The 12,850-nt window shown below is 73.9% G+C and carries 11 protein-coding genes; 6 read left to right on the top strand and 5 right to left on the bottom strand.

Annotated elements, in window-relative coordinates; genetic code table 11:
- Window positions 1–378: 378 nt before the first annotated feature.
- Complete coding sequence (locus tag ACZ5ID_RS21385; RefSeq protein WP_468900171.1) at window positions 379–792, bottom strand: hypothetical protein; 414 nt, start codon at window positions 790–792, stop codon at window positions 379–381.
- Between the two features lie 133 nt (window positions 793–925).
- Between ACZ5ID_RS21385 and ACZ5ID_RS21380 the strand changes: the two genes are divergently transcribed.
- Window positions 926–1,765, top strand: coding sequence for a MurR/RpiR family transcriptional regulator (locus ACZ5ID_RS21380; RefSeq protein ID WP_406555198.1), 840 nt, complete (start codon window positions 926–928; stop codon window positions 1,763–1,765).
- A gap of 207 nt (window positions 1,766–1,972) precedes the next feature.
- Here ACZ5ID_RS21380 and ACZ5ID_RS21375 read toward each other — a convergent pair whose 3' ends face one another.
- Window positions 1,973–3,298: a type III PLP-dependent enzyme domain-containing protein gene (locus ACZ5ID_RS21375; RefSeq protein ID WP_468900167.1), complete on the bottom strand. Its 1,326-nt coding sequence runs from the start codon at window positions 3,296–3,298 to the stop codon at window positions 1,973–1,975.
- A gap of 115 nt (window positions 3,299–3,413) precedes the next feature.
- Between ACZ5ID_RS21375 and hutU the strand changes: the two genes are divergently transcribed.
- The 4 genes from hutU (at window position 3,414) to hutI (ending at window position 9,384) form a co-directional block, all read left to right on the top strand.
- Window positions 3,414–5,075, top strand: a complete 1,662-nt coding sequence (gene hutU / locus ACZ5ID_RS21370; protein WP_406555196.1) for a urocanate hydratase — start codon at window positions 3,414–3,416, stop codon at window positions 5,073–5,075.
- A gap of 371 nt (window positions 5,076–5,446) precedes the next feature.
- Complete coding sequence (locus ACZ5ID_RS21365; RefSeq protein WP_468900550.1) at window positions 5,447–6,637, top strand: allantoate amidohydrolase; 1,191 nt, start codon at window positions 5,447–5,449, stop codon at window positions 6,635–6,637.
- Window positions 6,634–7,965: a formimidoylglutamate deiminase gene (locus ACZ5ID_RS21360; RefSeq protein ID WP_468900547.1), complete on the top strand. Its 1,332-nt coding sequence runs from the start codon at window positions 6,634–6,636 to the stop codon at window positions 7,963–7,965. Before ACZ5ID_RS21365 ends, ACZ5ID_RS21360 begins: the two co-directional genes overlap by 4 nt.
- Before the next feature lie 249 nt (window positions 7,966–8,214).
- Window positions 8,215–9,384, top strand: a complete 1,170-nt coding sequence (gene hutI, locus ACZ5ID_RS21355; RefSeq protein ID WP_468900162.1) for an imidazolonepropionase — start codon at window positions 8,215–8,217, stop codon at window positions 9,382–9,384.
- On the opposite strand, the gene ACZ5ID_RS21350 is transcribed toward hutI, so the two are convergent.
- Window positions 9,363–10,271 (bottom strand): NAD(P)H-binding protein, encoded by a 909-nt coding sequence (locus ACZ5ID_RS21350; RefSeq protein ID WP_468900159.1) that lies wholly within the window; start codon window positions 10,269–10,271, stop codon window positions 9,363–9,365. The two genes, hutI and ACZ5ID_RS21350, sit on opposite strands and share 22 nt — an antisense overlap.
- A gap of 125 nt (window positions 10,272–10,396) precedes the next feature.
- On the bottom strand, window positions 10,397–11,014 hold the full coding sequence (locus ACZ5ID_RS21345; protein ID WP_468900156.1) for an HD domain-containing protein: 618 nt from the start codon (window positions 11,012–11,014) through the stop codon (window positions 10,397–10,399).
- A gap of 54 nt (window positions 11,015–11,068) precedes the next feature.
- Between ACZ5ID_RS21345 and ACZ5ID_RS21340 the strand changes: the two genes are divergently transcribed.
- Window positions 11,069–11,761 carry an aspartate/glutamate racemase family protein gene (locus ACZ5ID_RS21340; protein WP_468900153.1) on the top strand — a complete coding sequence of 231 codons (693 nt, stop codon included), beginning with the start codon at window positions 11,069–11,071 and terminating at the stop codon, window positions 11,759–11,761.
- 50 nt (window positions 11,762–11,811) lie between these two features.
- Here ACZ5ID_RS21340 and ACZ5ID_RS21335 read toward each other — a convergent pair whose 3' ends face one another.
- Complete coding sequence (locus tag ACZ5ID_RS21335) at window positions 11,812–12,669, bottom strand: RNA polymerase sigma factor SigF (protein ID WP_468900545.1); 858 nt, start codon at window positions 12,667–12,669, stop codon at window positions 11,812–11,814.
- Window positions 12,670–12,850: the final 181 nt, after the last annotated feature.

Raw genomic sequence — 12,850 nt, 5'->3', positions numbered from 1 at the left:
GCCGGGGCGCCGAGCCCCTTACGGGGCAGGAGATGTGTCGGCCCGTCACGTGTGCGGCCGTCACGTGCGTCGCCGTCACGTGCGTCGCCGTCGCATTCGTCGCGGAACCGGTACGGGCGCGACATGTCCGCGCAGCACGCGCTTAACACACGTGCGGAACAGTGGACGGTGTCGGAAGGGGAGACCCGGCCGGCACCACCAGCGGCGTCAAGGACCTCCGGAGCGGCTCCCGGATCTCCCAGGCGTCCAGGACGCGGCGACCGGCCCTGACCCGGGACCGTGTCCCTCGCGGGGACCGCCGTCGTCCCGCCCCCCGGGCGACCGGGGGTGCGGCGGTCCCCGCGCTCAGCTTTTCCCGGGCTTCCCGGGCTTCCCGGCTCAGTCGGTGTCGCCGTCGCCCCGGCGGCGCGGCCACGGCCACGGACGGGCGGCGTGCACGGCGTTGACGCCGAAGATCCCCGCCCAGGTGACGAAGAGACCGCTCAGCCCCGCGTTCACGGCGCCGATCGCGGACAGCGGGATGGCGAGGACCAGCGAGATCATGCCGAACCCGAAGCGCTCGGCGAATCCCAGGTCGGGGTTGGGGCCCGGCGGACGGCCGCCGCGCGCCACCACCATCTGCTGCTCCGCGAGCTGGCGCCGCACCCGGCGGTCGATCGCCGGGTCGAGGCGCTGCTCCACCTTCTCCAGGAACGAGTCGACGAGCGCGGGCTCGTACTCCTCGCCGAGCTCCCTGCGGGCCTGCAGGGTGGCGTCCAGTTCTTTGCGCAGATCGGCGTCGCGGGCTTCCATGCTCACCACGGTACGGAGCGGGGGGCGCGGGCACAGTGGGGATAGCCCCCGTACTTGCCCCCCTGCATATGGTCATGCAGAGTGCTGGGCGACTGAATATCGTGGAGTTACGGGCGTGAGGAAGGGGGACGGCATGAGCGACGGCCCTGCCGCGCGGCTGCAACAGCTCTTCGAGGGGCGGCGGCTGACGCCGACCCAGCGGCGGATCGCCCACTCCATGGTGCGCAGGGCCGCCGATGTGCCGTTCCTGTCGAGCGTGGAGCTGGCGGAGCTGGCCGGGGTGAGCCAGCCGTCGGTGACGCGTTTCGCGGTCGCGCTGGGCTTCGACGGGTACCCGGCGCTCCGGCGCCATCTGCGCGAGGTGGTGCCCGCGGACGCGGCCCCGGCGGGTGAGGACGCGTACAACGAGTACCAGCAGGCGGTGCAGGCCGAGATCGAGAACCTGCGCCATCTGGCCGGGCTGCTGGCGGATCCGGCGCCGGTGGAGGAGGCGGGGCGGCTGCTGGCGGCGTCGCGGCCCCTGCCCGTGCTCGGTCTGCGCGCGGCCTCCTCGCAGGCGCGCGGCTTCGCGTACTTCGCGGCGAAGGTCCACCCGGATGTGCGGCTGCTCGACGAGGGCGGGTCGATGCTGGTCGACCGTATCGACGCGGCGTCGCGGGCCGGGGCGTCGGCGCTGCTGTGCTTCGCGCTGCCGCGCCATCCGCGGGAGGTGGTGGACGCGCTGGCGTACGCGCGTACGCGGGGTCTCGTGGTCGTCACGGTCGCCGACTCCGCGTTCGCGCCGGTGGCGCGCCACAGCGACCTGCTGATCCCGGCCGCGGTCGGCACGGGCCTCGCCTTCGACACGGCGTGCGCGCCGATGCTGCTGGGGCGGGTGCTGCTGGAGGCGATGTGCGACGGGCTGCCGGACGCGCAGGCGCGGCTGGAGGAGTTCGACGCGGGGGCCGCGGGGCGGGGCCTGTTCGTGGAGTAGGTGGTTCTGGCCGGGCTCGCGCAGTTCCCCGCGCCCCTTTTCGGCCCGGGGTTCGTCTGCGGGTGGGTGGTGGGTTGCTCGCGCAGTTCCCCGCGCCCCTGGGGGCTGTGGCTGGGCCATGTTCGCCGGGTGGGCGGGATCCCCTCAGGGGCGCGGGGAACTGCGCGACCAGCCCCCACCGGCCCGCAGACGAACCCCTGGTCCACGTCAGAACAGCAGCGCGTCCGGGGTCGCGCCACCCGCCTCCGCCACGATCGACGCCACCGTCTGCGGCTCCCGGACCACCGCGAAGCGGACGCCCGACGGGGACGTCGTGAAGCCGTGGACGCCCGGCCTGGCAAGGCTGTTGTACGCGTAGTGGTGGGCGAAGCAGTACGCCCCGGTGTCCAGCACCGCCACGTAGTCCCCCTGCTCCAGCCGCGGCAGCGGACGCCCCCGCGCCAGCAGATCCCCCGCGAAGCACGCGGGCCCCGCCACGTCCTGGAGGACGGGCGGTCCGGGCTTGGGGCGGCCCGAAGGGCCGTACGCGGCGATCCGCAGCGGCCAGGTCTCCGGCGCGTACACCGTACGGACCGCGATCTGCACGCCCGCGTGGGTGACCGCGATGGCCCGGCCCCCGGACGTCTTCGCGTACTCCACCCGCGCCAGCACCGTCCCGTGCTTGGCCAGCAGCGACCGGCCGAACTCGGTCACCAGCGCGTACGACCCGTCGAGGAGCCCGGGCACCTCGGCGCGCAGCAGCCGCGCGTACTCCGCGTACGTCGGGCTCTCCTCGTCCGAGGCGAAGTTCACCGGCAGCCCCCCGCCGAGGTCGATCGTGTCCACCTGGCGCCGGCCCACGCGCGCGTTGATCTCCTCCGCCAGCTCGTACGCCGCCCGCACCCCCTCGGCCATCAGCGTCGGCGGCACCCCCTGGGAGCCGGTGTGGGTGTGCAGCCGGGTGAGCCAGGGGCGGGCCGCGTACGCCGCCACGACCCACTCCCGCGCCCCCTCGTCCCGCAGCCCCACCCCGAACTTCGAGGTCCGCGTCGCCGTGGAGAGCGCGTCGATGGACCCCGCGCCCACCTGCGGGTTCACCCGCAGGCCGAGCGGTGAGGCGGTCGTGGTGGAGGCGAGCAGCGCGTCGAGCCGGGCCAGCTCCTGCGGGTTGTCCGCGTTGACGGCGACGCCCAGGGCGAGGGCCTCGCGCAGCTCGGCGGGGGTCTTGGCGGGGGAGTCCAGGACCGTACGGCCGGGTGCGACCCCGGCGGCGCGGGCCAGCGCCAGTTCGCCCGGGCCGGCGACCTCCGCGCCGAGCCCCTCGGCCGCGAGCAGTCGCAGGACCGGCACCAGCGGGCACGCCTTCACGGCGAAGGCGTGCAGGACGGGTGCGTCGGTGACGGCCGCGAAGGCGCTGGTCAGCGCCCTGGCGGCGGCCCGGATGCCGGTGACGTCCAGCAGCGCGGCCAGCGGGACCCCGGGGCCCACGAGGCCCTGCTCCACGGCGGCCCGCACCGCCTGGTCGCGGCGCGCCGCCGCTTCCGTGTCGGTCATGGCTTCCAGCCAATCACCGGGTGCGCCGACGCGCAGACGTTACCGATGTATTGACTAGTTCTATTCAGGCAGACAGGATGTGAATATCTGAGTCACGTCGTGAGGAGGCCTCGCCATGTCAGGACCCCGCCCCGTACGGGCACCGCGCGGTACGGAACTGAGCGCCCTGGGATGGCAGCAGGAAGCCGCCCTGAGGATGCTCCAGAACAACCTCGACCCGGAGGTCGCGGAGCACCCCGACAAGCTCGTCGTCTACGGCGGCACCGGCAAGGCCGCGCGCGACTGGCGCTCCTTCGACGCGATGGTCCGCACCCTGCGCACGCTCAAGCAGGACGAGACGATGCTCGTCCAGTCCGGCCGCCCGGTCGGCGTGATGCAGACCCACGAGTGGGCCCCGCGCGTCCTGATCGCCAACTCCAACCTGGTGGGCGACTGGGCGAACTGGGAGGAGTTCCGCCGTCTGGAGCAGCTCGGTCTGACCATGTACGGCCAGATGACCGCGGGCTCCTGGATCTACATCGGCACCCAGGGCATCCTCCAGGGCACGTACGAGACGTTCTCGGCCGTCGCGGCGAAGAAGTTCAACGGCACGCTGGCCGGGACCATCACGCTCACCGCCGGTCTCGGCGGCATGGGCGGCGCCCAGCCGCTCGCCGTGACGATGAACGACGGCGTCGCGATCTGTATCGACGTGGACCCGCGGGCCATCGAGCGCCGTATCGAGCACCGCTACCTCGATGTGAAGGCCGACAGCCTGCGGCACGCGCTGGAGCTCGCCGTCGAGGCGCGCGACGCCCGCCGGCCGCTCTCCATCGGCCTGCTCGGCAACGCGGCGGAGCTGCTGCCGCAGATGCTGGCCGAGGGCGCGCCCATCGACATCGTGACCGACCAGACGTCGGCGCACGACCCGCTGGCGTATCTGCCGGTCGGCGTCGACTTCGACGACATGGCCTCGTACGCGGCGAAGGACCCGGCGGGCTTCACCACCCGCGCCCGGGAGTCCATGGCCCGGCACGTCGAGGCGATGGTCGGCTTCATGGACGCGGGCGCCGAGGTCTTCGACTACGGCAACTCCATCCGCGGCGAGGCGCAACTGGCGGGTTACGACCGGGCGTTCGCCTTCCCCGGCTTCGTCCCCGCGTACATCCGCCCGCTCTTCTGCGAGGGCAAGGGCCCCTTCCGCTGGGCGGCGCTGTCGGGCGAGGCGTCCGACATCCACAAGACGGACAAGGCGATCCTGGACCTGTTCCCGGAGAACGAGTCGCTGCACCGCTGGATCAAGATGGCCGGCGAGCGCGTCCACTTCCAGGGCCTGCCCGCGCGGATCTGCTGGCTCGGTTACGGCGAGCGGGACAAGGCGGGCGAGCGCTTCAACGACATGGTGGCGTCGGGCGAGCTGGCGGCCCCGCTGGCGATCGGCCGCGACCACCTCGACTGCGGCTCGGTGGCCTCTCCGTACCGCGAGACCGAGGCGATGCTCGACGGCTCGGACGCCATCGCGGACTGGCCGCTCCTGAACGCGATGGTCAACGTCGCCTCCGGCGCGTCCTGGGTCTCGCTGCACCACGGCGGCGGCGTCGGCATGGGCCGCTCCATCCACGCGGGCCAGGTGACGGTGGCGGACGGGACGGCGCTGGCGGGCGAGAAGATCCGCCGCGTCCTGACCAACGACCCCGGGATGGGTGTCATCCGGCATGTCGACGCCGGGTACGACATCGCGGAGTCGGTGGCGGACGAGCGGGGTGTGCGGGTGCCGATGCGGGAGGGTGAAGCGTGACGGGGGGTACCCCGTCGGCCCCTGTTCCCGGGGCGGCCCCGGGGTCGTCGGCCGGGTCCGCGTCGGTGGGGGCTGGTCGCGCAGTTCCCCGCGCCCCTGAGGGGGGTGCGGGTGCCCCGGACAGCGGTCGCGTCCCTGAGGGGGTGCGGGCCGCCGGCGACGCACGGGGGGCCGGGGCGCCGTCCCTCGGCGGGGTGCAGGGGCGGCAGGCCCCGCGGGGGGCGCAACCCCCTGGCGGGGTGCAGGGGGCGCAGCCCCCGCTCGGGGGGCCGGGGGCGGAGCCCCCGGGGAATCCCTCCCCCTCCACCCACCCCCACCCGCGGAGCGTTTCGGGAAGGGGTGGGGTGGGGGAGACCCCCTCGTTCCACGAGATGTGGCGTGATCTCGCCCCGATCGGGCGGGACGCCGGCACCCGCGGCTACCGCCGCTTCGCCTGGACCGGGGCCGACGCCGACTGCCGCGCCTGGTTCCGGTCGCAGGCCGAGTCCCGCGGGCTCACCTACGAGCTCGACCGCAACGGCAACCAGTGGGCCTGGGCCGGTGACCCCACCGCCGGGGACGCCGTCGTCACCGGGTCGCACCTGGACTCCGTCCCGGACGGCGGCGCCTTCGACGGCCCCCTCGGCGTCGTGTCGTCGTTCGCCGCCCTCGACGAGCTGCGGCGGCGCGGAGCCGTGCCCACCCGCCCGCTCGCCCTCGTCAACTTCGGCGACGAGGAGGGCGCCCGCTTCGGCCTCGCCTGCGTCGGCTCCCGGCTCGCCGCCGGGCAGCTGACCGTCGAGGCCGCGCACCGGCTGCGCGACGGCGACGGGGTCACCCTGCCGCAGGCCATGGAGCGCGCCGGATACGACCCGGACGCCATCGGCCCCGACCCCGAGCGCCTCGCCCGTATCGGCGCGTTCGTCGAGCTGCACGTGGAGCAGGGCCGCGCCCTGGACCTCAGCGGCGACGCCATCGGCATCGCCTCCGCCATCTGGCCGCACGGCCGCTGGCGGTTCGACTTCGCGGGCGAGGCCAACCACGCGGGCACCACCCGCCTGGTGGACCGGCGCGACCCGATGCTCACGTACGCCGAGACCGTCCTCGCCGCCCGCCGCGAGGCCGAACTCGCGGGCGCGGTCGCCACCTTCGGCAAGATCTCCTGCGAGCCCAACGGCGTCAACGCCATCCCGTCGCTGGTGCGCGGCTGGCTGGACTCGCGCGCCGCCGACCAGACGACCCTGGACACGGTGGTCACGGCGATCGAGCGGGCGGCGCGCGAGCGCGCCGAGCGGGACGGTGTGGACCTGACCGTCGTCCGGGAGTCGTTCACGCCCGTCGTCGAGTTCGAGCACGCCCTGCGCGACGAACTGGCGAAGATCCTCGGCGGGCACACCCCGGTCCTCGGCACCGGCGCCGGACACGACGCCGGAATCCTCTCGGGGACGGTCCCGACCGCCATGCTGTTCGTACGCAACCCCACGGGCGTCTCGCACTCCCCGGCCGAGTTCGCCGGTGAGGACGACTGCGTGGCCGGGGTGCTCGCACTCGCCGACGTTCTGGAGGGGCTGGCGTGCAGGTGACGTCGTACTGGCTGGAGCACGCCTGGCTCGACCCCGAGGTCGAACCGGGCGTGCTGGTAGAGGTGGCGGACGGGCGTATCACGGCCCTGCGCAAGGGAGTCGACGCGCCGCCGCCCGGCGCCGCCGTCCTGCGCGGCCTCACCCTGCCCGGACTGGCCAACGCCCACAGCCACGCCTTCCACCGGGCCCTGCGCGGTACGGTCCAGGTCGGCTCGGGCACGTTCTGGACCTGGCGCGAGACGATGTACGCGGTCGCCGCGCGGCTCACGCCCGACTCGTACCACGCGCTGGCGCGGGCCGTGTACGCAGAGATGGCGCTCGCCGGGATCACCGCGGTGGGCGAGTTCCACTATCTGCACCACGCGCCGGGCGGCACGCCGTACGCCGACCCGAACGCGATGGGCGAGGCGCTGATCGAGGCCGCCGCCGACGCCGGCATCCGCATCACGCTGCTCGACACGGCGTACCTCTCGGCCGGCTTCGGTGAGCCGCCCAACGCCCACCAGCTGCGGTTCAGTGACGGCACCGCGCGGGCGTGGGCCGAGCGGGCGGCGCTGCTCAAGCCGCGCGACGGCGTACGGATCGGGGCGGCCATCCACTCCGTACGGGCGGTGCCCGCGGACCAGTTGCGCGAGGTGGCGGCGTGGGCCGAGGAGCGGGAGGCGCCCCTGCACGTCCATCTCTCCGAGCAGGTCGCGGAGAACGAGGCGTGTCTGGCCGCGCACGGGCGCACACCGACGCGGCTGCTGGCGGACCACGGGGTGCTGGGGCCGCGGACGACCGGCGTCCACAACACGCACCTCACCGATGAGGACATCGCGCTGCTCGGCGGGTCGGGCACGGGTACGTGCATGTGCCCGACGACCGAGCGCGACCTCGCCGACGGCATCGGCCCCGCCGTCGCCCTCCAGCGCGCCGGGTCGCCGCTGTCGCTCGGCAGCGACAGCCATGCGGTGATCGACCTGCTGGAGGAGGCGCGGGCGATGGAGCTGGACGAGCGGCTGCGTACGCGGACCCGGGGGCACTGGACGGCGGCGGCGCTGCTGCGCGCGGCGTCCCCGGACGGCCACGCGGCCCTGGGCTGGCCCGAGGCGGGCCGCCTGGCGCCGGGCGCCCTCGCGGACTTCGCCACGATCGCCCTGGACACGGTCCGCACGGCGGGCCCGGTGCCGCGGCTCGGCGCGGAGACGGCGGTGTTCGCGGCGTCGGCGGCGGATGTGCGGGAGGTGGTGGTGGGGGGGCGCCGGGTGGTGCGCGACGGCGTGCACGCGACGGTGCCGGACGCGGGTTCCGCGCTGGCGTCGGCCATCGCGTCCCTCCGGGAGTGAGCCCACTGAGAGGTGGCGCTTCGTCCGCGGGCCGGTGGTGGGTTGCTCGCGCAGTTCCCCGCGCCCCTGGAAGTCTGTGGCTGAACTGAGTTCCCCGACCGCGGCGCAGTACCTCAGGGGCGCGGGGAACTGCGCGAGAAGCCCCCACCGGCCCGCAGACGGCCAACCGCCCCGAAAAGGGGCGCGGGGAACTGCGCGAGAAGCCCCGCCGGTCCGCAGACGAACAACCGCCCCCACCGGAGAGGACCCATGACCACCACCCTCATCACCAACATCCCCACCCTCGTCACCAACGACCCCACCCTCGGCCCCACCCCCCTCGGCCTCGTCGAGAACGCCGCCGTCGTCATCGACGGCGCCACCATCGCCTGGGTCGGCCGCGCCGAGGACGCCCCGGCCGCCGACGAGGTCCACGACGCCACCGGCCACGCCGCCATCCCCGGCTTCGTCGACTCCCACTCGCACCTCGTCTTCGCCGGCGACCGCACCCGGGAGTTCAACGCCCGGATGTCGGGCCAGGCGTACAAGGCGGGCGGTATCCGCACCACCGTCGCCGCCACCCGCGCCGCCACCGACGCCGAGCTGGGCGCGAACGTCGCCCGCTACCTCGGTGAGGCGCTGCGCCAGGGGACGACGACCTTCGAGACCAAGTCCGGGTACGGCCTCACCGTCGAGGACGAGGCCCGCGCCCTGCGCATCGCCGCCGAGCACACCGACGAGGTGACGTATCTCGGGGCGCACATCGTCGCTCCCGAGTACGCCGACGACCCGGCCGCCTACGTCGCGCTCGTCACCGGCGAGATGCTCGACGCCTGCGCCCCGTACGCCCGCTGGGTCGACGTCTTCTGCGAGAAGGGCGCGTTCGACGGCGACCAGGCCCGGGCGATCCTCCTCGCGGGCAAGGCCAAGGGGCTCACCCCCCGGGTGCACGCCAACCAGCTCTCCCACGGACCCGGCGTCCAGCTCGCCGTCGAACTCGACGCGGCCAGCGCCGACCACTGCACCCACCTCACCGACGCCGATGTCGACGCGCTGGCGAACGGCACCACGGTCGCGACCCTGCTGCCCGGTGCCGAGTTCTCCACCCGCGCCCAGTGGCCCGACGCCAGGCGGCTGCTCGACGCGGGGGTGACCGTCGCGCTGTCCACGGACTGCAACCCGGGGTCCTCGTTCACGTCCTCGATGCCGTTCTGCGTCGCACTCGCCGTACGGGACATGGGGATGACCCCGGACGAGGCCGTCTGGGCCGCCACGGCCGGCGGCGCCGCCGCGCTGCGGCGCACCGATGTCGGGCGGATCGCGCCCGGCGCCCGCGCCGACCTCGCGCTGCTCGACGCCCCGAGCCACGTCCACCTCGCCTACCGGCCCGGTGTGCCGCTGGTCGGTGACGTCTGGCGTCAGGGCGTCAAGTGCCGGTAGCTGCGCGGATGTGCGTCCAGGTACTCGGCGAACGACTGGGCGCGACGGCCGGTCAGCCGGGGCACGGTGTCGCCGACCGCCGCCATCTCCCCGGCGGCGATCGCCTCGTACGAGCTCACCCAGCCGGTGACCTCCCACTCCTCGGCGCCGTACCCGGCGCGTGAGGCGTAGGCCTCCTCGCGGGTCTCCTCCACATAGGTGACGGTCCGGCCCGACACCCGGCTCAGTTCGGCCGCCACCTCGGTGAGCGTCAGCGCCTCGGGGCCGGTGACGTCATAGGTGGCGCCGTCGTGCTCCCCGCCTCCGGGCCTGCCGCCGCCCTCGCCCAGGAGCACGGCCGTCGCCACGTCCGCGATGTCCTCGTGCGCGACCCCCGAGACCCGGCCGTGCCCGGCGGGGCCCCGGATCACCCCGTCCGGGCCCGCCATCGCGGCCAGCCCGGACAGATAGAGGCTGTCGCGCAGGAAGGTGTACGCCAGGCCCGTGCCCCGGATGTACTGCTCGGTGTGCCAGTGGTCGCGCGCGAAGGTGAACGCGGCGTCCGGGGCGGCCCCGAGGAACGACACGTACACGACGCGCCGCACGCCCGCCGCGACGGCCGCGTCCACGGCGGTGGTGTGCTCGCGCACCCGGTCCGGGGACTCGTGGGCCGACACCATCAGCATCGTCCCGGCCCCGGCCAGCGCGTCCCGCATCGCGGTCGCGTCCCCGAACGCGGCGGGCGCCGCCCTCACCGCGCCGGGCAGCTCCGGCAGCCGCTCCGGGCTGCGGCCCACCAGCCGGGTCGCCACCCCCCGCTCGGCGAGCCGGCGGGCCACCCGCCCGCCGATGGCGCCACTGGCTCCCGTCACGGCGATGACGGGGTTCACCGGGTTCACCGGGGTCATACGGGCCTCCTGGCGGTCTCTGCGGCTCCCGGGCCCGCCGCTTCCGGGCTTCCGGCGTCCACGGTCCCGGCGCCGGAGCCCTGCGCATACCGGCCCTCGTCGGCCAGCATGCCCACAACCGGCCGCTACGCGCGATCCAGCCCGTTCCCCAGCGCCCGCTTCTCCCAGCCCCCGGCCACCAGCTCCGCCGCCGCGCACCCCGGCTTGCGCCGGGCCTGGTCGTGGAAGAGGCCCACGAACGCCTCCGCGAAGCCCAGCCGGGGATACGCCCCCACCAGCTCCGCCCGGAACGCCGCGTCGAAGGCCTCCAGGCCCGTTCCGGACACGTCGGCGCTCGTGCCCACCTGGAGCAGCCGGCTCTCCGCGTCCGCCTCCGGCGACACGTCGTCGCGCATGTGCAGCACGATCAGTTCGGCCGCCCGGTCGCGGCGCGCGTCCGGCCAGCCCAGGCCGGCCGTGAAGACACGGGCCAGATGGCCGCCCGCCTCCTCGAAGGGCAGGGTGTGGCTGTCGAAGGGCGGGGTGAGCGCCAGGTCGTGCAGGAGCGCGGAGACGAAGAACAGCTCACGGTCGTAGTCCAGGCCCCGCTCACGGGCCCAGGCCGCGCCGAAGAAGTACGACCGCAGCGAGTGGTGGTACAGCGCCTCGTCCGCGTACTCCGCGCAGACCAGCAGCGCGGCCCGCGCCGCCCGCCCCTCGGGTATCGCGATCCCCGCGACCTCGGTCATCTCGTGCTTCCCCATGGCCCCGCCCCTCGTCCACAGCTGTCAGTGATGATCACAGCCTAGAGTGGCGCGATGAGGACCATCGGGTTGATCGGCGGCATGAGCTGGGAGTCCAGCGCGGAGTACTACCGGCTCCTCAACGAGCTCGTACGCGAACGGCTCGGCGGTCTGCACTCGGCCCGCTGCGTCCTGCACTCCGTCGACTTCGCCGGGATCGAGGAGTTCCAGCGCGCCGGGGAGTGGGAGCGGGCGGGCGAGGTGCTGGCGGCGGCGGCGAAGGGACTGGAGGCGGCCGGCGCCGACCTCGTGCTGATCTGCACCAACACCATGCACAAGGTGGCGGACCAGGTCGCCGCCGCCGTCTCCGTACCGCTGCTGCACCTGGGCGACGCGACCGCCGAGGCGGTACGGGCCCGGGGTGTGCGGCGCGTCGGGCTGCTCGGCACCGCCTTCACCATGGAGCAGGACTTCTACCGGGACCGGCTGCGCGCGCACGGCCTGGACGTCCTCACCCCGGGCGCCGACGACCGCGCCCTGGTCCACCGGGTCATCTACGAGGAGCTGTGCCTCGGCGTGGTGCGGGAGGAGTCCCGCGACGCCTACCGGGGCGTGATCGCGCGGCTGGTCGCCGACGGCGCCGAGGGCGTCGTCCTCGGCTGTACCGAGATCGAGCTGCTGATCCGTCAGGAGCACAGCCCGGTACCGGTGTTCCCCACCACGCGGCTGCACGCCGAGGCGGCGGTCACCGCCGCGCTGGCGCCATAGCCGAGGGCCCGTCCCCCGGGGGGAACGGGCCCTCGCGCGGGCGGCGGAGGTCACTCCTCCACCGTCAGCCCCTTGCGCAGCCGGGTCAGGGTGCGCGAGAGCAGCCGGGAGACGTGCATCTGGGAGATGCCGAGCTCCTCGCCGATCTCGGACTGGGTCATGTTGGCGACGAACCGCAGCGACAGGATCTTGCGGTCCCGGGCCGGCAGTCCGGCGATCAGCGGCTTGAGGGACTCGATGTACTCGACGCCTTCGAGGTCGTGGTCCTCGTAGCCGATCCGGTCCGCGAGCGCGCCCTCGGTGTCGTCCTCCTCGGGCTGGGCGTCCAGCGAGCTGGCGGTGTACGCGTTGCTCGCCGCCATCCCCTCGACGACCTCGTCCCTGCTGATGCCCAGGCGCTCGGCGAGCTCGCCCACCGTCGGTGAGCGGTCCAGCTGCTGGGCGAGTTCGTCGCCCGCCTTGGCCAGGTCGAGACGGAGTTCCTGCAGGCGGCGGGGGACCCGGACCGACCAGGAGGTGTCCCGGAAGAAGCGCTTGATCTCGCCGACGATGGTCGGCATGGCGAAGGTGGGGAACTCCACGCCTCTGTCGTACTCGAAGCGGTCGATCGCCTTGATCAGGCCGATGGTGCCGACCTGGATGATGTCCTCCATCGGCTCGCTGCGCGAGCGGAAGCGGGAGGCGGCGAACTTGACCAGCGCGAGGTTGAGTTCGACGAGCGTGTTGCGTACGTAGGCGTACGCGGGGGTGCCCTCTTCGAGGGAGTCGAGCCGGGCGAAGAGCGTCTTCGACAGGGCCCGCGCGTCCAGCGGCGCGATGTGTTCGTAGGGCGGGATCTCCGGGAGATCGCCAAGTCCCTCGAGGGTGGTGTGGATGGTGTGCGGTACGTGCGTTGCCGACGTATCCATGGATTCGTCGAGCCGGGGTGACATGGGTCTCCTCCATCGTTCTCGGCATATGGCTGCCGACGCCCATACGTGGCGGATCGGTTTGCGGCGCCTCCATGGCCGGTCGTGGTGAAAAACTGTCTCTCCTACCCCTACCCGCTTTGGTCCTACCGCCGCAAGGTCGAGTTGTTACTATATGTCC

It is taken from the genome of Streptomyces sp. NPDC031670 (genome assembly GCF_055580545.1).
Note: the sequence above shows the minus strand (reverse complement) of the source record. Positions and strands in the feature narration are given on the sequence as shown.